This window comes from Pseudomonas sp. stari2 (assembly GCF_040760005.1).
In the GTDB taxonomy this organism is placed as follows: domain Bacteria; phylum Pseudomonadota; class Gammaproteobacteria; order Pseudomonadales; family Pseudomonadaceae; genus Aquipseudomonas.
The window spans coordinates 4,721,722-4,740,058 of record NZ_CP099760.1; the positions used below are offsets into that span (position 1 = coordinate 4,721,722).

16 protein-coding genes are annotated in these 18,337 nt (G+C 56.2%); 8 read left to right on the forward strand and 8 right to left on the reverse strand.

The annotated features are described in order from the left end of the window. Positions 1-16 precede the first annotated feature (16 nt). From NH234_RS21515 to gmd, 4 genes are read right to left on the reverse strand one after another with little or no spacing between them, the layout of a single operon-like run. Positions 17-1,135: a glycosyltransferase family 4 protein gene (locus NH234_RS21515; protein WP_085730542.1), complete on the reverse strand. Its 1,119-nt coding sequence runs from the start codon at positions 1,133-1,135 to the stop codon at positions 17-19. Continuing rightward, on the reverse strand, positions 1,132-2,277 hold the full coding sequence (locus tag NH234_RS21520; protein ID WP_367254274.1) for a glycosyltransferase family 4 protein: 1,146 nt from the start codon (positions 2,275-2,277) through the stop codon (positions 1,132-1,134). The genes NH234_RS21515 and NH234_RS21520 overlap by 4 nt, the downstream gene beginning before the upstream one ends. Continuing rightward, positions 2,278-3,174: a GDP-mannose 4,6-dehydratase gene (locus tag NH234_RS21525; protein ID WP_085730540.1), complete on the reverse strand. Its 897-nt coding sequence runs from the start codon at positions 3,172-3,174 to the stop codon at positions 2,278-2,280. After that, positions 3,174-4,205 carry a GDP-mannose 4,6-dehydratase gene (gmd, locus tag NH234_RS21530; protein WP_085730539.1) on the reverse strand — a complete coding sequence of 344 codons (1,032 nt, stop codon included), beginning with the start codon at positions 4,203-4,205 and terminating at the stop codon, positions 3,174-3,176. Before gmd ends, NH234_RS21525 begins: the two co-directional genes overlap by 1 nt. Positions 4,206-4,570: 365 nt before the next feature. Between gmd and NH234_RS21535 the strand changes: the two genes are divergently transcribed. The 8 genes from NH234_RS21535 to NH234_RS21570 are packed head-to-tail and all read left to right on the forward strand — an operon-like array spanning position 4,571 to position 12,588. Next, complete coding sequence (locus NH234_RS21535) at positions 4,571-5,395, forward strand: ABC transporter permease (protein WP_256575958.1); 825 nt, start codon at positions 4,571-4,573, stop codon at positions 5,393-5,395. A 12-nt stretch (positions 5,396-5,407) separates the two neighbouring features. Then, positions 5,408-6,151, forward strand: a complete 744-nt coding sequence (locus NH234_RS21540) for an ABC transporter ATP-binding protein (RefSeq protein ID WP_085730537.1) — start codon at positions 5,408-5,410, stop codon at positions 6,149-6,151. Positions 6,152-6,156: 5 nt separating this feature from the next. Next, complete coding sequence (locus tag NH234_RS21545) at positions 6,157-7,482, forward strand: FkbM family methyltransferase (protein ID WP_367254275.1); 1,326 nt, start codon at positions 6,157-6,159, stop codon at positions 7,480-7,482. After that, on the forward strand, positions 7,479-8,108 hold the full coding sequence (locus tag NH234_RS21550; protein ID WP_367254276.1) for an acetyltransferase: 630 nt from the start codon (positions 7,479-7,481) through the stop codon (positions 8,106-8,108). The genes NH234_RS21545 and NH234_RS21550 overlap by 4 nt, the downstream gene beginning before the upstream one ends. Before the next feature lie 10 nt (positions 8,109-8,118). Continuing rightward, complete coding sequence (locus NH234_RS21555; RefSeq protein ID WP_085730534.1) at positions 8,119-9,222, forward strand: DegT/DnrJ/EryC1/StrS aminotransferase family protein; 1,104 nt, start codon at positions 8,119-8,121, stop codon at positions 9,220-9,222. Next, positions 9,222-10,259 carry a glycosyltransferase family 4 protein gene (locus NH234_RS21560; RefSeq protein WP_085730533.1) on the forward strand — a complete coding sequence of 346 codons (1,038 nt, stop codon included), beginning with the start codon at positions 9,222-9,224 and terminating at the stop codon, positions 10,257-10,259. The genes NH234_RS21555 and NH234_RS21560 overlap by 1 nt, the downstream gene beginning before the upstream one ends. Beyond that, complete coding sequence (locus tag NH234_RS21565) at positions 10,256-11,293, forward strand: glycosyltransferase family 4 protein (protein ID WP_085730532.1); 1,038 nt, start codon at positions 10,256-10,258, stop codon at positions 11,291-11,293. The genes NH234_RS21560 and NH234_RS21565 overlap by 4 nt, the downstream gene beginning before the upstream one ends. After that, positions 11,290-12,588 carry a glycosyltransferase gene (locus tag NH234_RS21570; protein ID WP_367254277.1) on the forward strand — a complete coding sequence of 433 codons (1,299 nt, stop codon included), beginning with the start codon at positions 11,290-11,292 and terminating at the stop codon, positions 12,586-12,588. The genes NH234_RS21565 and NH234_RS21570 overlap by 4 nt, the downstream gene beginning before the upstream one ends. Before the next feature lie 64 nt (positions 12,589-12,652). Here the strand turns inward: NH234_RS21570 and NH234_RS21575 are convergent, their stop codons facing one another. The 4 genes from NH234_RS21575 to NH234_RS21590 all read right to left on the reverse strand — a co-directional run bounded on the left by NH234_RS21575 (position 12,653) and on the right by NH234_RS21590 (position 18,313). Beyond that, positions 12,653-14,038: a glycosyltransferase family 4 protein gene (locus NH234_RS21575; RefSeq protein ID WP_367254278.1), complete on the reverse strand. Its 1,386-nt coding sequence runs from the start codon at positions 14,036-14,038 to the stop codon at positions 12,653-12,655. Continuing rightward, positions 14,035-15,258, reverse strand: coding sequence for a hypothetical protein (locus NH234_RS21580; protein ID WP_367254279.1), 1,224 nt, complete (start codon positions 15,256-15,258; stop codon positions 14,035-14,037). Before NH234_RS21580 ends, NH234_RS21575 begins: the two co-directional genes overlap by 4 nt. A gap of 102 nt (positions 15,259-15,360) precedes the next feature. Then, positions 15,361-16,725 (reverse strand): phosphomannomutase, encoded by a 1,365-nt coding sequence (locus NH234_RS21585; RefSeq protein ID WP_367254280.1) that lies wholly within the window; start codon positions 16,723-16,725, stop codon positions 15,361-15,363. A 145-nt stretch (positions 16,726-16,870) separates the two neighbouring features. Next, positions 16,871-18,313: a mannose-1-phosphate guanylyltransferase/mannose-6-phosphate isomerase gene (locus tag NH234_RS21590; RefSeq protein ID WP_367254281.1), complete on the reverse strand. Its 1,443-nt coding sequence runs from the start codon at positions 18,311-18,313 to the stop codon at positions 16,871-16,873. Between the last annotated feature and the right edge of the window lie 24 nt (positions 18,314-18,337).

Sequence of the window (18,337 nt, forward strand, 5' to 3'; positions counted from 1 at the left end):
GATGGCTCAGCAGTCATCAGACTGCCTTGCAAACCTTCCGGTACAAGTCGGCATAGGCCTTGGCCATCTCATCGGCTGAAAACACATCCCTGTAACGACACAGAGCACGTTGCCCCATCTCGCGAGCCAACTCATCGTTGTTCCAGAGTGTATTCATTGCGCCGGCCAGCGCCGTGGAGTCGCGCGGCGGGACTACGAGGCCGGTTTCATTCGCAAGATTGATAAACGTGGTACCGGAACCGATTTCACAGGAAATAAGCGGTTTTCCGTACATCGCCGCCTCGAGCAACGAAATACCGAACGACTCCGAGCGAAGATGCGACGGGAATACAAATCCATGGCATAACGTCAGCAACGCGGCCTTGTCGTCATCACCCAATCCGCCCAGAAAGTGCACATTGGTCAGGCCGAGGCGTGAAGCTTGCTCCTTCAGTTCGCTCTCCTGGTGCCCTCCTCCCAGAAGAACGACCGGCAACCCGGTAATCCGCGCCGCCTCAAGCAGATAGTCGAGGCCCTTGTAATAACGCAGGGCACCGACAAACAAAAAGAATTTCTCGCCAACCCTGACTCGCCAATCCGCGAGTTTTTGCGGCGTTGCGACTGGATAGGTTGTCGCGTCCAACCCATACGGGATGATTTCGACTTTATCGCGGAACCGGGTCAGCACCGGGCTGCTTTGCGCATAGTTCGGTGAAGAGGCAACGATGCAATCCACGCTGGACAGAAACCGGCTCATCAACGGCTCATATAGTTTGAGCAGCGTCTTTTGCTTGACGATATCCGAGTGATAGCTGACCACCGAAGGCTTGCCATGCCGACTGGCAAAATGAAGCAGATCCATATAGGGCCAAGGAAAGTGGTAGTGCACCACATCCGCTTCTTTGGCCAGCTCGGAAAAATCCTTGAAGGCCGACAACGAAAAGCCAGTCGAAGCCACATGTAGATCAAGTTTCGAGCGGTGAGTCAGGTGATTGCCTACCGTTTCGTTTCGCGCCGAGCCTCGCTCGCTGAGATAAAGAACCTGCGAAGAAAAACCGTGGCTGGCACCACCTTGGGCAATCTGAAAAATAACCTGTTCGATACCACCCATGGTTTCCGGGTAATAGGTTTTGAAAAAGTGCAGGACCTTGATCATGTTCCTTTGATTACCCTCTGGTAGACCTGCATGGTTTCGACGGCACAGCGCTCCCACGAGAAGCCCTGCGCATGCTGCTGTCCCTTGATGACCGCAATCTCGCGCCAGGCATCATCGGTCAGCCCTCGCTCGATCAGACGGGTCAGTTCGTCGACATCCATCGGCGCGCACATCAGCGCCGCCTCACCCGCGACCTCCGGAAGCGACGAACTGTTGGAACACACCACCGGCACCCCTGAACTCATTGCCTCGAGCACCGGCAAACCAAACCCCTCGTAAAGAGACGGAAAGGCAAACAGACGAGCACCGGCAAAAAGCAGCGGCAGATCTGCGCTCGGCACGAACCCGAGATAATGCGCCCAGCCTTCACGTCGCGCGCTCTCGAGCTTCCGATGAATCAAATCGCTGCGCCATCCCTGGTAACCGGTGAGAATCAGCGGCCAGCGCGTTCGCAAGGCCAGCGGCAGTCGCTCATAGGCATCAAGGAGCGTCTCGATGTTCTTGCGCGGCTCGATCGTACCGACAAACAGCGTATAACCACCTCGCTCCAGCCCATGCCGATCGAGCGTAGCCCTGAGCTCGTCATGCGACCGGGGGTAAAACTCTGGAGAACTTGCCAGCGGCACGGTATGTATCCGCTCAATTGGCCATGAAAAATAGCTGGCCAACTCCTGGCGGGTAAACTCCGAATCAGTGATCAGCGCGTCAGCTCGCACCAATGTGGTTTTGAGCTCTTTTTGCAGGTAACGGACAAGTTGCGGCGCATGACAGTGGGCCCAGGTGAAGGGCGAAAGATCATGAAACGTAGCTACGCTACGCCCGGAAAAGGGAGGAAGGTAATAATTGGGACTGTGATACAGAAAGTCGCCGTGCCCCTTGAGAGCAGCCTTTCGCAGCATCGGCATCAACAATCGATAGGCTTCTACAGCTAGAAAATTCTTCTGTACCGCACGCTTCAAACCATAGCCACTACCGGATTCGTTCGCAGCAGTGGGCAATTCGGGCAAGAAACGTCGACCGGCAAAAAACTGCAGGTCTGTAATTTCGGGACTTTGCTGAAGTCTCAGCGCAAGTTCGTAGGTATAGCGACCGATACCGGTCAGTGGAAAGCGGATCGGCTCAACAGAGAGAACTAGCTTCATTTATTCCGCCGAAAGCATCCAACTCAGTGTTTTATCCAATCCTGGCGTATCCCAGCCCGCCACCAACTGGCAGAGACGAGTGTTATCACCACAGAGGATCTTCACTTCATTGGCTCGGACAAATGCCGGATTCACCTCGACCTCCAACTGGTGGCCGGTGTATGCAGAACACATGTCGATCACTTCACGAAGGGTATGACTCTTTCCGGAACTGACGTTGACGGTTTGCCCCAATGGTCTGGCCTCGATCAAGCCACGATACGCCTTGACCACTGCCCGCACATCACTGAAATCACGGGAAACATCCAGATTGCCCAGTTCGATCTTGTCGGCACGCCGACGAAAGTGCGTAACGATCTTGGGCAACAGGAAACTGTCGGCCTGACCCACGCCGGTATAGTTGAACGGGCGCGTAATCACGATCGGTAACCGGTTGAACCAAAGACTGGCCATGTACTCCATGGCGAGCTTACTGACCGCATAATCGTTGGCAGGTGCTGGTGAAGTGGTTTCGCTCAACAACCCCGCCGACGCATTGCCATAGACATTGGCGCTGCTAGCAAGCAGCACGCAATCTGGCACCTTGCCGCAGGCTTCAACAGCCTCCAGCAAATGGCGGGTGCCAATGAGATTGACGCGGTAGAACGCATCTGCGGCACCGTGCCCGACAAAGGCCAGCGCCGCAAGATGCACTACTACATCAGGTTGAATAGTTGCCAGCAACTCGCGCAAAGCAGGGCCATCGGCCAGATCCACCTGAAAATAACCAGGTTCGTCCGAGGGTTGCGTCCCCATTCCTATCACTTCATAGCCACCGGCCTTAAGCTCGGCAGCCATGTATCGACCAGTGAATCCTTGAACCCCTGTAATCAGCGCGCGTTTACCAGCAGTACTCATCAGAACGAAAATCCTTTTTCATTTCGGCGCAGGTCAGCTTCGACCATCATGCGGCACAGCTCTTCCAGCGTGGTTTTCGGTTCCCAACCCAATGCCGCCTTGGCCTTGGCCGGATTACCGATCAGCAGTTCAACTTCCGTAGGGCGGTAGAACTTCGGATTGATGGTGACCAGCACTTTGCCGGTTGCCTTGTCGGTACCCTGCTCGTCTTCCGCAGCGCCGCTCCAGGAAAGGTCAATCCCGGCAGCCTTGAACGCCATGGTGACAAAGTCACGCACAGTTTCAGTGCGGTTGGTTGCCAGTACGAAAGTGTCCGGTTCATCGGCCTGCAGCATGCGCCACATGCCCTCGACGTATTCCTTGGCGAAACCCCAGTCGCGCTTGGCGTCCAGGTTGCCGAGTTCCATCTTGTCGAGCAGGCCCAGTTTGATCTTGGCCACGGAGTCGGTGATCTTGCGGGTCACGAACTCACGGCCACGCAGTGGCGATTCGTGATTGAACAGAATACCGCTGGTGGCGAAGATGCCGTAGGACTCGCGGTAGTTGATGGTCATCCAGTGCGCGTACAGCTTGGCAACACCATAAGGGCTGCGTGGGTAGAACGGCGTGCTCTCGACCTGAGGAATCGCCTGGACCTTGCCGAACATCTCGGAGGTAGAAGCCTGGTAGAAACGTACCTTCGGGTTGACGATACGGATGGCTTCCAGAAGATTCACACAACCCATGCCGGTGATGTCGCCGGTCGTCAGAGGCTGATCGAAAGATACGCCTACAAAGCTCTGGGCCGCGAGGTTGTAGACCTCGGTGGCTTCGGTGGTCTGGAGCAGACGAATGCTGGCCGACAGGTCGGTCAGGTCATACTCGACCAGGTGCAGATTGGGATTGTTGTGGATCCCGAGTTCTTCGATACGCCAGAAATTGACAGAACTGGTCCGACGGTAGGTGCCGTAAACCGTGTAACCTTTTTCCAGCAGCAGTTCCGCCAGGTAGGCGCCGTCTTGCCCAGTAATGCCAGTAACGATAGCTTTCATGCGAATCCTCTAAACTCCATTTGAGCGCCTTTAGCAGGCTCTGTTGTGTCAAACGCGCCATTGGGCTCCACTGGAGAGCCGCAAATTCTTGCAGATCATACAGAATGCGGCCCCGAACGACGATACCCAACCTTCTTTCAACACGTAACCGTATACATCCTGCCAGCATTGACTGGCTGCAATTCTTGCTTGTCGCATTTCAAACGGAGCAACTGCAACGCAGTGCTCCTCGAAACGCTTCCCTTCTGAAACTCAAGGAATTGAAGAGTCCACAACGATTCCGACCCCAATACTCTACGAACCCTAAAGAAATAATGCAGAAAGAGTGACACTCCTCTGCCCCCAGCCTAAAATGGCGTGTTTTTTTGATCACTAATCTGGTGCTATTAATGCGCAATGGTTCTGTAAGTATCGCGCTGTCGGATATCGTCGCTGCGACAAAACGATACGCTCTGGTAGGGATGCTAGGCTGGCAAGACGTCCGGCAGCGCTATAGAAGGTCGGCACTGGGCCCATTCTGGCTGACGATCAGTATGGGCGTGATGATCGGGACCATCGGGATAGTGTTCGGCCAGATCTTCAACTCCCCCATGCACGAGTTCCTTCCGTTTCTCGCCATCGGCATGATTCTCTGGAGCTTCATGTCCTCGGTCATCACCGAGGGTTGTACCGGCTTCATCGCTGCCGAAGGCATCATCAAGCAATTGCCGATCCCTTTGTTCACCCACATTCTTCGCATGATCTGGCGCAACATCCTGATCCTGGGCCACAACATCGTGATCTTCCCGCTGGTACTGCTTGCCGTCAGCAAGCCTCTGACCTGGCTGGCGTTCATCAGTATTCCCGGCCTTTTGCTGGCACTGCTGAACCTGACGTGGATCGCCTTGCTGCTGGGCATCCTCTGCGCACGCTATCGTGACCTGCCTCAGATTGTCGGAAGCTTGTTGCAAGTAGTGTTCTACCTCACACCGATCATGTGGATGCCGAGCTTGCTACCTCAAAGGGCCGGGCTTTACCTGCTTGACCTGAATCCGGTCTACCACATCATGTCGATCGTCCGCTCCCCACTGATCGGGCAGTTGCCAACCGCCACCAACTGGTGGGTTTCCCTGGGCATGGCCGCTGTCGGCTGGGTCGTTGCGCTCGTGGTCTACGGCCGTTACAAGCGCCGCATCGCTTACTGGCTCTAAGAAGAACTCCTAATGTCGCTGATCGAATTCAAAAATGTTTGTGTGGATTTTCCGATCTACAACGCTAACGGCCGTTCCCTGAAGAAACGCCTGATTCAGGTTGCCACCGGTGGACAATTGGGCGCGGATCAACAGGGTCGCGTCATCGTCAGAGCGCTCGAAGACCTGACCTTCACCTTGCGTGACGGTGACCGGGTCGGGCTGCTGGGCCATAACGGCGCCGGCAAGAGTACGCTGCTGCGCCTGCTCAGCAGTGTCTATGAGCCATCGTCGGGCACCGCTCGAATCGATGGAGAGATCGGTTCCCTGATCGACATTTCCCTGGGAACGGATCCCGAGGCTACCGGGCGGGAGAACATCTACCTGCGCGGCGGCATTTTGGGCATGACCAAGGCACAGATCACCGAAAAGCTCGACGAGATCATTGAGTTTTCCGAACTGGGTGACTTTGTCGACATGCCTATCCGCACCTATTCCTCGGGCATGCACCTGCGCCTGGCCTTCGCCGTCTCGACCACGATCAAACCGGAAATCCTGCTGATGGACGAATGGCTATCGGTGGGTGATGAAGGCTTCAAGCACAAGGCCGAGATCCGCATGAACGAGCTGGTGAAATCGACCAACATTCTGGTGATTGCCAGCCACTCCCGCGAACTGGTCATGCACACCTGTAATCGGGTGCTGTGGCTGGAGCACGGCAAGATAAAAATGGATGGAGACCCGACAACGGTCACCACTGCCTACTTTGGAGCTTGAAGCTAATGAACAGCATTAAGCGCAATGGTGTGGAAATCGAAACGGCCTTTTCGATTGCGTCGAAGCGTTTGTTCGCGCGCGCAGTTTCCCATCCCGTCATCAGCGCGCCGACCGATGTCGAGATCGATGTCGCCAGCAGTGCCAGTGATATCCCTCATGCAACCTCACCAGCCATGAGCCGGATGCTGCGCCATCACGTCAAGCAGACACTTCGGCGGATTGCCCAGAGCGTTTTTCGCGTCACCCGGCCTTTCACGCGTCCGGTGCTCTTCCGCCTGCGCACCTATTTGAATGCCACGATCCGCCAGGACATGCTGCAAGAGTTCGCCACTCTCCAACAGGCGTTCGCCAGCCTGCAGGAGCAACAGCGCGAACAAACCCAGCAAGTCATGCTGGAGCTTCAGCGACTGACCAACTCGACGAATGTCCAGGCTTCCCTGTCGCGAGAGCTTTTCGCCAGCCAGCTCCCGGTGGAAAAAGCCGGCCCGCAACTCGATCGAATCGAGCAATATGCATTGCTTGATGTCAACCGCATCGCCATCAACTCCGGACCGGATGAAACACTGGTCAAAACTGCAGTCGGCTATATGCTCTGCGGCGCCAGGGATCACGCTCTGCTGGCCAACCTGATGGAAGCAGGAGAGCTTGAACCTGGAACGCGGATTCTGATCGAGCGCATTATCAAACCTGGGGATGTCTATATCGATGTCGGGGCCAATATCGGAATGCATTCGATAGCCGCTGCTCGAGCCATGTCGGGACAAGGCAGGATATTTGCTTTTGAGCCATTCGAGCCGACCCGAAAACTGCTGGAAAGAAACCTGTGGCTCAACGGTTTTTCATCCATCAGCGAAATCTCCCATTACGCACTTTCGGACAAAGCGGGCAGTCACAAACTGCACCTGGGCGCTACCAGCGGCCACCATTCACTTTATGAGCTGGAACCCCCGACGTTTGCCCCGACGACTTCCGTGGACATCTCAACCATTACCCTGGACGAGTTTCTGCCGGAAGATCTGACTGCAAAGCTGCTGAAAATCGATGCGGAAGGCGCAGAAATCGATGTCATGAAAGGTGCGCGACGCCTGCTTGCCGCCAATCCAGAAATGCTTCTTATCGTTGAGCTTGGCCTCTCCCACCTGAAGCGAAATGCGATAAGCCTCGAGAACTGGCTCAAGAGTTTCACTGCTTCCGGACTGGTGTTCAGTGTTATCAATGAACGTACCGGCAACCTTGAAAGCTGGTCGGTCGAACAACTGTCGCACACAGACTCGGTCAATCTACTGTTTCACCGCCCGGAGTGGACTCATTCCGCAAGGAGTGACGCATGAAGACTGAAATCATCGTTGTAGGGGCCGGCGGCCATGCGAAAGTTTGCATCGAGCTACTGCAAGCCCAGGGCGAAAAAATTGCCTACTGCGTCGGCAATCCAGACAGCCCGGACACTTGCCTGGGCATCCCGGTTCTGAAAAGCGACGACCACCTGCCGGCGCTGCACAAGGACGGGTATGAACGAGCATTCATCGCCATCGGGTCAAACCCTGTCCGAAACAAACTGGCGAAAAAAGCAATTGAGACGGGCTTCAGACTGGTAAATGCCATCAGCCCTGCGGCAGTTGTTTCGCCCTCGGCCAACCTGGGCGTCGGCATTGCCGTCATGGCAGGCGCGGTGATCAATGCGGAGGCCTCCTTATCCGACCTTTGTATTATCAACACCGGGGCGACTATCGACCACGATTGCGTGATCGGACTGGCGGCTCACATTGCCCCTCAGTGCGCACTGGCCGGTAATGTGCGCGTAGGCAATTTAAGTTTCGTCGGCATAGGCAGCAAAGTCATACCGGAAATTCATATCGGCGAGTCCGTCATGGTCGGTGCCGGCAGCGTCGTCATTTCGAATATCGATTCAGCAGTCACGGTTGTGGGTGTGCCTGCCAAAGCTTTGAACAAATTTTGAAGGAAGAGACATGAAACGTATTTCCGTTGCACAACCAAAACTCGCTGGAAACGAACGCAATTACGTGCTCGATTGCCTGGATACAAACTGGATCTCCTCCAACGGCAAGTACATCACCGCCTTTGAAGAAAGCTTTGCCGCGTTCTGTGGCGTCAAGCATGCGATCGCCACCAACAACGGCACCACCGCTCTGCACCTGGCCCTGGTCGTACTTGACCTGCAACCTGGCGACGAAGTGATCATCCCTACCGTGACCTACATCGCAACGGCCAACGCCGTACGCTATTGCGGCGCGACTCCGGTACTGGTGGATGTGTGCGCAGATACCATGAACATCGATCCACAAACGATCGAAAGCAAGATCACTGCCAAGACCAAGGGCATCATCCCGGTGCACCTCTATGGTCATCCGGCACAGATGGACGTCGTCAACGAAATCGCCCGCAAGCACAATCTGTGGGTTGTCGAGGACGCCGCCGAGGCTCACGGCGCCGAGGTCAAGGGCAGCAAAGTGGGCAGCCTGGGCACTTGCGCGACCTTCAGCTTTTTCGGCAACAAGATCATTACCACCGGCGAAGGCGGCATGATCACCACCAATGACGACGAACTCGCCGCCAAGCTGCGCCTGTTCCGTGGTCAGGGCATGGATCCGAATCGTCGCTACTGGTTCCCGGTAGTCGGTTACAACTATCGTATGACCAACATCCAGGCGGCCATTGGCCTGGCCCAGATGGAGAACATCGATACGGCACTTGCCGATCGCGAACGCCTGGCCGGCTGGTACAACGAAGCGCTGGCAGAACTCAAGGGCAAGATCGTCCTGCCGACCGAGGCGTCGTGGGCCAAGCAGGTCTTCTGGATGTACAACATCTTCCTGGCGGACGGTGATGAGCACAAACGTGACGCAGTCATGCAGAAACTGGATGCAATGGGCATCGAAACCCGTCCGGTCTTCTACCCGATGCACGTCCTGCCGCCTTACAAGGAAGACAACACCTACCCGGTAGCAGACCTGTGGTCTGGCCGTGGCATCAACCTGCCGACGCATCAGGATCTGACCCGGGAAGATGTCATCAGAATTGCGGCGAGCCTGCGCGAGGTCCTCGCGGCCTGATGAAAATCGCCCTTTGCTCCTCGTTCATGCCCTTCATCAGGGGCGGTGGAAGAAATATCGTCGACTGGCTGGCCTCGACCCTGACCGAAGCCGGGCACCAGGTAGAAGTCGTGTACCTGCCGGAACTCGACTCGCCTCCGGATATCCTGTTTCAGCAGATGATGGCGCTGCGCTGGGTAGACCTTCAGGCAGCGGACCGGATCATTTGCTTCCGGCCGCAGGCCCACCTGATACCGCATCCGCACAAGATCCTGTGGTTCATTCACCACATACGTACTTTTTACGATCTGTGGGACTCGCCTTATCGTGACTTCCCGGACACCGCGCACAATCGCGCTATCCGTGAATCCCTGATTGACGTGGATACCCGGGCAATGGGTGAAGCAAAGACTATTTTCACCAACTCGAAGGTTGTCTCTGGTCGCCTCAAGACCTTCAACGGTGTGGACAGTGAAGTGCTGTACCCTCCGGTTTTCGAACCGGAGCGCTTTTTCAGTGCCGGATACAACGACGAAATCGTGTGCATCTGTCGCCTGGAACACTACAAGCGCCAGCACTTGCTTATCGAAGCCCTCAGCTACACCAAGACTCCGGTTCGCTTGCGCATTATGGGAACTGGCGCAAGTCCGGACTACGGTATTGCGCTTCAACAAAAAGCCGAGACCTGCAATGTAGCCGATCGAGTGACTCTTGAAGACCGCTGGATCACCGAAGAAGAGAAAGTGGAGCACTTGTCGCAATGCCTGGCCGCCGCCTATCTGCCGATCGATGAAGACTCCTACGGCTATCCTTGCCTGGAGGCCAGCCACGCTCAGAAGCCTGTCCTGACCACCTCCGATTCCGGTGGCGTGCTTGAACTGATTCAGGACGGTTACAACGGCTACATCGCCGAACCGACTCCCGAATCACTGGCTCGAGCCATGGACAAATTGTACCGGGATAAAAACGTGACAGAAGCAATGGGCAAGAATGCCGCACAGCGATTGGTCGACTTGAAGATTTCATGGTCGCAGGTGCTGGAGCGTCTTTTGGCATGAAAGTATTAATCGTAAACAACATGGCACCGTTCATTTGGGGTGGCGCCGAAGAGCTGGCTGTCAACCTGCAGAAGAACCTGGTCATTTCCGGCCATGACGCGGAAATCCTGCGAATTCCGTTTCAATGGGAACCCTCGACAGGCATTCCCGCGCAAATGCTGTTGGCGCGCACCATGGAAATCGCCAATACCGATCACGTCATTGCCTTGAAGTTTCCCGCGTATCTGGTTCGGCATCACCGCAAATCGCTGTGGCTGCTTCATCAATACCGGCAAGCCTATGACTTGTATGATGCTGGCCAGACCAATCTGCCTCCGGGCCAGCACGGTGCGGATATCCGCAAGGTGATTGCCCATGCGGATAATGAAAGCTTCGCAGAGAGTCGCCACATCTACACCAACTCTGAAGTTACAAGACAGCGACTGCTCAAATACAACGGTTTTGACTCCAAGGTACTGCTTCCCCCGGTCAACGACCCGGAAGTCTTCACCGGTGGCGAGTCTGATGACTACATATTTGCCGGCGGCCGGGTAAATGGCATGAAACGCCAGTACCTGCTTCTGCAAGCACTGGCGAAGGCCGATCGAAGAGTCAAAATGATCATCGCTGGGCCACCCGAGTCTCCTGCCGACACGCAACAATTGCACGCCATCATTGAACAACTCGGCCTGAAGGATCGCGTGAAGCTCGACCTGCGCTTTCTGCCCCGAGCCACCTATGTGGATTATGTCAATCGTGCGCTTGCCGTAGCCTACATACCCTTTGATGAAGACTCACTTGGCTACGTGAGCATGGAAGCGGCCACTGCTCGCAAAGCGCTGATCACCACCACTGACAGTGGTGGCATTCTAGGCCTGGTCAAGCCCGGTGAAACCGGCTGGAGAGCAGAACCGACCGCAGAAGGTCTGGCCGAGGCGATGAGCGCCGCTTACGAAAGCAAGGCGCGAACCCGACAGTACGGAGAAGGAGCTCAGGCGCTGTGGAACAGCCTGGGCATAAATTGGCCCGAAACTGTCGAGGCGCTTCTGAAATGAAACTTGTCATATTCACACCTGCGGTCAAAACATCGGCTATCGGTCGAATGGCCCGACTCGTCGTTCGTCAACTCCTGGCCAACCAGCATGAAGTTGTCGTGGTTCGTACCGAAAGCCAGCACGTATCGGTGAAGGAGCTGCATGACTTCGGCTGCGCTGTGCTGCCATGGGACAACGACTCCCAAGTCACCCGCGAAATCGAGAGCGCCGATTGCTGCGTCTATCAGATTGGTAACAGCTATGAATTTCACGAAGGCGCCATCGCCTGGCTTGCAAAGGTGCCAGGAATTGTCTGCCTGCATGACTTCTTCCTGGGGCATCTGTTTTTTGGCTGGTCACAAAACCGACGCGAAGAAGCCATTCGAGTATTGACTCAGTGGTACGGCGCAACGATTGCCGACGAATACTTCAAAATTCATGATGGCTCGGTGTTCATCAGCAAAACGCGAAACGAAGCACCACTGACCGAGTGGATCAGCTCAATGGCGACCTGCGTGATCACCCATAGCAATTGGGGCTGCGATCGCGTGATGGCCGCCTGCCCAGGCCCGGTTTTCGTTACGCCGCTGGCCTATGATGCGCCAGGAGCCACAGGCTCTGAGCTTCAGTCAGACAACGATAAGCTGAATGTCCTGACCATTGGCCATGTCAACCCCAACAAACGAGTCGAGAGTTGCATCCTGGCAATTGCCAGCAGCCCTGCATTGCGCTCGAACGTTCGTTATCGCCTGGTCGGCGCCATCCAGCCGGAAACCGAAAAAAGGTTGTCCGAACTGGCAAATGACAACGGCGTAGAGCTGATCATTTCCAATGAGGTCGACGACGCAGCGCTATCCATGGCCATCAGGGAAGCGGACGTCATCAGTTGCCTGCGCTGGCCTAGTCTGGAAGCCGCTTCAGCCTCGGCTATTGAAGCCATGCTCTATGGCAAAGCCACCATCGTTACCGATACCGGCTTCTACAGTGAGCTTCCCGATGAATTTGTGCTGAAGATATCCGTCGACAACGAAGTAGAAGACTTGAAGAAAATCTTCCTGTCTCTTCATAGCGACCAAACCTCGGCCAAGGCAATCGGAAAGCAGGCGCAGGAATGGGCACAAACCACCTTCACGGCCGAGAACTACGCACAGAAGCTGGAACAGGCCGTTCCTGCAGCGCTTCGAGCGAACGTCATCCTCTCGGCGGTCGAGCACTTTTCATCCATCTTCGAAAAATGGTCAGCGAACCCGGAACTGCTGGAAACCCCGGACATACTGCAGCCATTGAGTGTGTTTAACACCAATACCATCGTGTAAACCGTATGCGGTGGATCAGCGCTGCTGCTCCACCGCATTTCACAACCTTTGCTGCATTCGCCCCTTACTTCAAACTGCCGAAGACAAACTGCGCCGTGTCCTTCCACGCGACGGGCTTGTAGTCACGCTTGATTGCATCTTCCTTGGCAGCCAGCGCTGCAGGGTCGAACGCATACTTCTGCAGTTCCGCCACCCATACCGAGACATCCCACGGTTCCAGGTAATCCAGCAGTTCACCACCCACTTCCGGTATGGACGCCGCACTGGAGGCAAGGCAGTACTTGCCGGCAGCCAGACTCTCTGCAACCGGCAGTCCCCAGCCTTCATACAGCGACGGAAATGCCGTCATCATGCAATGACGGTACAGGTGCATGAGGTCCGAATCGGAGACATTGTTCAGGATACGAATGTAGTCCTTGGTTCTCGGATCAAGCTGGATGTCCGCCATCAAGTCACCAACACCCCAGCCCTGCATCCCGACAAACACCAGTTTCGGCAGATCCTGAACACCACTATCAATCAGACGCGTGTAGGCACGATAAAGAACCTCGTGATTCTTGCGGCGTTCGATCGTTGAAACGAACAACACGAACCGCTCTTTCAATAGCGCCTTCACATCAGCACTGATGTCATCGCTCAGTTCATGCGAGAGCTGGCATCCCAGCTTGACCACGGCCGTTTCCGGGACCGGCGCACCGAGTTCCTCGAGCAGAGCGATCAGGTCTTTGCGGGTGCATTCCGAAATACACAGGATCTTGTCCGCACACCAGGAGACATCAGTGAAATAGTTGGCAAACTTGGCCGCCACATCACCCACGCACAAATGAGGGAGTCTTACCGGGATCACGTCATAGCAGAACAGTATGACGCGCAGGCCAACTTGCTTCTTGAGCTCATAAAGATGCGGAAGATTCTTATTGTCCCAGTCCAACCCCACAGAAATGTAACTGTCGCCCTTCGAGAACGGGTGGCCGGCCATGCTTGCCTTGACGGACGACGGAGTGAAGACATGAGTCCGGTTGGCTGGCTTCAGGAACCCCCTGACCGCCGAGCGCATGTGCCGGAGAGCGATCACGGCCTCGACGATTGACACGCGACGCAGCTGAAAGAACTGATAAATGCGCCCACTGACCTTTGGCGGCAAGCGGTTGAGTACCTTGGTTGCTTTCTCCTTCAGCCGTGCTTCAATCGAACTCTTGCTCGAGCTGCTCGCCACTACCTTGCCCGCCGCGGCCGAGTGGGCACCGGAAATTCGCTTCAGGGTTGCGGCCACATCAGAAGAGTCGACAGCGCTATAACCCGTGGAGTGACTGTAGAAGCAAAACTTCACATCTTCGCCGGCGGCGATCAGCTCGAGCGCGTGGGCAGCCGCTTCCGCTTCAGTACGAATAATGCCTACCGCCGGCCGACGCCAGCCAAGGATGGTCGTTACGTCAAACCAGGTCGTCATGCTTGCGCCTTCTTCTCAATGACTTGTATTGCTGCATGCGGAATCGATTCCAGGCTTCGTGCCCAGGTCAACGATTCCCGGGACTCTCTGTCCGGGCCACGGACATCGATCGTCGCCGGCCCGGTCAAGCGCATGCGGATCGCCGCATGAAACTCGCCCGGTGTGCGGGCGACACTGATTTCCGGCAGATCCAGATGCTGCTCGAAGCCACGGAACGCCGACTCCGTTCCGACCACGTACTTGCCGGAGTAGATAGCTTCTGCAGTCTTGATGTTGGAACCGCCACCATGGGGAATCGGCAACAGGAACGCATGAGCGAGGGTTTTCACTGCATCCAGGTCATCATCCGGCAGCATGTACAACAGTTGCAGGCGCGACAGGTTCAGTTGCCCCCAACGGCTGTCCCTAAGCGTCGACTCCAGGTGTTCGCACACACTGCCGACCACCACCAGCTTGCTGTCAGGTGGAATGCACGCAAGGGAACTGCCCAGGCACTCATTGAAACCTTTGAAGTTGGGCGGATGGGCGCTGGCGACATAGAGAATCCACGGCGACTCGGGCAGGCGTTCCTTCCAGCTCTCGAGCACCTCGGCCTTCGCTGTCCAGGGTGCGATGCCATTGGGCGCCAACAGGGGCATTTTTGCACCCCAGGCCTTGAGAATGTCGTAGTCCGCTTGCGTAACAGCCACGGCAATATCGGCTTCCAGCGCAGCCTTGCGCTCAAGGGCTTCAATATCGGCAATGACCGGCTCAGCGCCCTTGATACCGTAGCTGTCGAGGATTTCCTGCTTCAGCGGGGCCTCGATGTTCTGCGATCCATAAATCAGGCAGGCATTACTGTATTGCGGCAGTTGCTTGATCTTCAGCACCAACGGCCAGAGCCAAGGCTGCTCGACATGAATGACGTCGATAACCGCAGGCAGTTTCTTGAGAATATCGGCAAACCCGCCCTCTTCCGACGCGGCGAACTCTCCCGAAAGCAGATCGTTGATCAACGGCACATAGGTGCCTTTGTATTTGCGGAAGCGGCTGCCGGCGGGAAAACTGACGTCGTTGGAACCCAATGTCGACGGCGGGTAACCCTCAGGCTCATAAACGGCCAGATGGGTAACGTCCCAGCCACTTTCCTCGAAGGTTTTCGCGATGTTGGCAACCCGGACCTGGCCCCCGTGGCGGGGACTGGCGATCGGATAGGTGCTTAGCAATAAAACCGTTTTCAAAATATGAACCTATAGTATTGATATTTCACAACCCGCGACCGCACCGCGATGAATCGCTCACCGCAGCACGGGCGCCGTTGAATACCAAAGAGACCGAAGATCTCAAGCACCCTTGATCAGCGTTTCGAGCTCTTTCAGTCGAGCCCACATCAACGTTTGATCACCCCTTGCTTCAACGTTCAGTCGCAACAACGGCTCGGTATTGGAACCGCGCAAATTGAAGCGCCAGTCGGAAAAGGAGACACTGATGCCATCCGTCCTGTCGAGGACCGGATTCTGTGGCAAATAGTGTTCCAGCACCTTCTGCAGCATCGCCGGCACATCGTCCACCCGATAGTTGATCTCGCCGGTACACGGATAAGCCGCAATACGCTCGTCAACCAGTTGCGCAAGGGTCTTGCCGGTGGTGGACATCAGCGCGGTCACCAACAACCACGGAATCATCCCGCTGTCGCAGTAGGCAAAGTCACGGAAATAGTGGTGGGCGCTCATTTCGCCGCCGTAGATCGCATCCTCAAGCCGCATGCGTTCTTTGATAAAGGCATGCCCGGTCTTGCACAGCACCGGCACACCGCCGGCCTGTTCAACCTGGTCGATGGTGTTCCAGGTCAGGCGCGGGTCATGAATGATCTTGCTGCCCGGGTGCTGTTTGAGCAGCATTTCCGCCAGCAGACCGACCAGATAGTAGCCTTCGATGAATCGACCGGTTTCGTCGAAAAAGAAGCAGCGGTCAAAGTCACCATCCCATGCCAGGCCCACGTCACAGCCTTTGTCCAACAGCGCCTGACGGGTCAGTTCGCGGTTTTCCGGCAGCAGTGGATTGGGCACGCCGTTGGGGAAGTTACCGTCCGGTTCGGCATTGATCAGCACCCACTCGAAAGGCAGCTTGTCGATCAGTTCCAGCAGTACCGGGCCGGCGGCGCCGTTGCCTGGATCGGCGAGGACCTTCAGCGGTTTCAGATCCGCAACGTCGATATAAGTCAACAGATGGGCGATGTAGCGCGCCTTGTCCAGCTCGTGACGAACAGCACCAGGCTCGTCTGCCAGCGGCCCGAGATCGCCACTTTCCACGCGGTCTCGGATCGCATTGAGCCCCGTATCACCACTGATCGGTCGCGACTGCGACTTGACCAGCTTCATGCCGTTGTACCCTTTGGGGTTGTGACTTGCGGTGATCATCACACCGCCATCGGCGCCGAATGCGCTGGTGGCGAAGTAGACTTCTTCGGTGCCACACAAGCCGATATCAATGACCTGTGCCCCGGCCTCGCGCAGACCGCGGGTCATTGCTTCGGCCAGCATCGGGCTTTCCAGCCGCATATCCCGCCCCAGCACAATGCTCTTGCCTTGCAGCTCGGCGACCATTGCACGGCCAATCCGATAAGCCACATCTTCGTTGAGGTCGGAAGGCACCTGGCCACGGATGTCATAAGCCTTGAAGCAGCGGGTTTTGATAGGGGTATGCATTCTGGTCTCTTGCCGGGAAACGGGGATGACACATTTCGAACGGGTCGTGCGTCATCGATAGGAATTAAAGTCGAGGGTGGACACATGCAAATAAGCCTGACCGGTTGAACAATCACCGGTCAGGCTTATGACTGCCAGCACGCTGTTACTTGTCAACGCGGCCGTAGATGTCTTCAAAACGAACGATATCGTCCTCACCCAGATACTCGCCGCTCTGCACTTCGATGAGCACCAAGTCGATCATGCCCGGATTCTCCAGCCGGTGCCGGTGACCTGCACGGATGAACGTCGACTCGTTGGTGTCGAGCATCAACTCCTGCTGATCATTGACCACCTTTGCCATGCCGCTGACAACAATCCAGTGTTCACTGCGGTGGTGATGCATCTGCAGAGACAGGGACGCCTTCGGCTTGACGACAATACGTTTGATCTTGAAACGCTCGCCGTTTTCCAGGGTGGTGTAGGTGCCCCATGGACGATGTACCGTGCGATGCAGCAAGTGCACGGTATGGCTGCACGCCTTGAGCTGGTTGACGATGTGCTTGACGTCCTGAGCGTGATCCTTGTGGGCAATCATCACGGCATCGGGCGTGTCGATGACCAGCAGGTCTTCCACACCGACCAGAGCGGTCAGGCGCCCTTCACTGTTCACATAGTTGTTGCGTGAGCCATGGGACAGAACCTCACCTTCGAAACGGTTGCCGTTTTCGTCAGCCGGGGTCAGCTCGCTCACGGCGTTCCAGGAACCGATGTCGCTCCAGCCAATATCGCAAGGAATGGTCGCAACTTTCGTCGAGCGCTCCATCAGGGCGTAGTCGATGGAAATATCCGGAACCTCGGCAAAACGCCCAGCATCCAGCGCCAGGCAGCGATATTTGCTCGAGGAGGTCAGGCGCGAGGCTTCGATGGTTTTGGCCACGGCATCGACAACGTCAGGCGCGTGCTGGCGAAGCTCTTCCAGCACAGTGCCCACGCGGAAGCAGAACATGCCGGAGTTCCAGAAATAGTTGCCGGCGCTCACGTACCCCTGGGCTGTTTCCAGGTTGGGCTTCTCGACAAAACGCGCGACCTTCAAGCCACCCTCGAGTGGAGCATCCTTCTGCGCCTCGATGTAGCCGAAGCCGGTTTCCGGATAGGTCGGCTGAATACCAAACGTGACCAGCCAACCCTTGCTGGCCAGCGCAACGGCCTTGCCGACCGCCGCCGCAAAGGCTTTTTCATCCTTGATCAGGTGGTCAGCTGCCAGCACCAGCATATGCGCATCCGGGCCATGGGTGGCCTCCAGTTGCAGTGCCGCTGCCGCCACCGCCGCTGCCGTATTGCGTCCGAAAGGCTCCAGGATGAAGCCTTGGGCGTGCTTGGCCGTGTTGACGACACCGTACTCGTCTTCAGTCTTGAACAACAGTTCACGATTGGTGACAGTGAGAACCTCAACGACGCCTTCAAGGCGCGAAGCGCGCAGGAACGTCTTCTGGATCAGATTCTGGCCATCCGGCAGATCCATGAAAGGCTTGGGATGAGCTTCGCGAGAAACAGGCCACAGGCGGCTGCCTACGCCACCAGACAAAATTACGGGAATCAGTTCCATGCTCTAAATCCTTAATCCCCTTTA

What these genes read in the sequence shown, in the direction of transcription:
- NH234_RS21585 (WP_367254280.1), bottom strand. Translation starts at nt 16,725, where the DNA reads ATGCATACCCCTATCAAAACCCGCTGCTTCAAGGCTTATGACATCCGT.
- NH234_RS21575 (WP_367254278.1), bottom strand. Translation starts at nt 14,038, where the DNA reads ATGACGACCTGGTTTGACGTAACGACCATCCTTGGCTGGCGTCGGCCG.
- NH234_RS21515 (WP_085730542.1), bottom strand. Translation starts at nt 1,135, where the DNA reads ATGATCAAGGTCCTGCACTTTTTCAAAACCTATTACCCGGAAACCATG.
- NH234_RS21560 (WP_085730533.1), top strand. Translation starts at nt 9,222, where the DNA reads ATGAAAATCGCCCTTTGCTCCTCGTTCATGCCCTTCATCAGGGGCGGT.
- NH234_RS21525 (WP_085730540.1), bottom strand. Translation starts at nt 3,174, where the DNA reads ATGAGTACTGCTGGTAAACGCGCGCTGATTACAGGGGTTCAAGGATTC.
- gmd (WP_085730539.1), bottom strand. Translation starts at nt 4,205, where the DNA reads ATGAAAGCTATCGTTACTGGCATTACTGGGCAAGACGGCGCCTACCTG.
- NH234_RS21540 (WP_085730537.1), top strand. Translation starts at nt 5,408, where the DNA reads ATGTCGCTGATCGAATTCAAAAATGTTTGTGTGGATTTTCCGATCTAC.
- NH234_RS21555 (WP_085730534.1), top strand. Translation starts at nt 8,119, where the DNA reads ATGAAACGTATTTCCGTTGCACAACCAAAACTCGCTGGAAACGAACGC.
- NH234_RS21565 (WP_085730532.1), top strand. Translation starts at nt 10,256, where the DNA reads ATGAAAGTATTAATCGTAAACAACATGGCACCGTTCATTTGGGGTGGC.
- NH234_RS21545 (WP_367254275.1), top strand. Translation starts at nt 6,157, where the DNA reads ATGAACAGCATTAAGCGCAATGGTGTGGAAATCGAAACGGCCTTTTCG.
- NH234_RS21570 (WP_367254277.1), top strand. Translation starts at nt 11,290, where the DNA reads ATGAAACTTGTCATATTCACACCTGCGGTCAAAACATCGGCTATCGGT.
- NH234_RS21550 (WP_367254276.1), top strand. Translation starts at nt 7,479, where the DNA reads ATGAAGACTGAAATCATCGTTGTAGGGGCCGGCGGCCATGCGAAAGTT.
- NH234_RS21590 (WP_367254281.1), bottom strand. Translation starts at nt 18,313, where the DNA reads ATGGAACTGATTCCCGTAATTTTGTCTGGTGGCGTAGGCAGCCGCCTG.
- NH234_RS21520 (WP_367254274.1), bottom strand. Translation starts at nt 2,277, where the DNA reads ATGAAGCTAGTTCTCTCTGTTGAGCCGATCCGCTTTCCACTGACCGGT.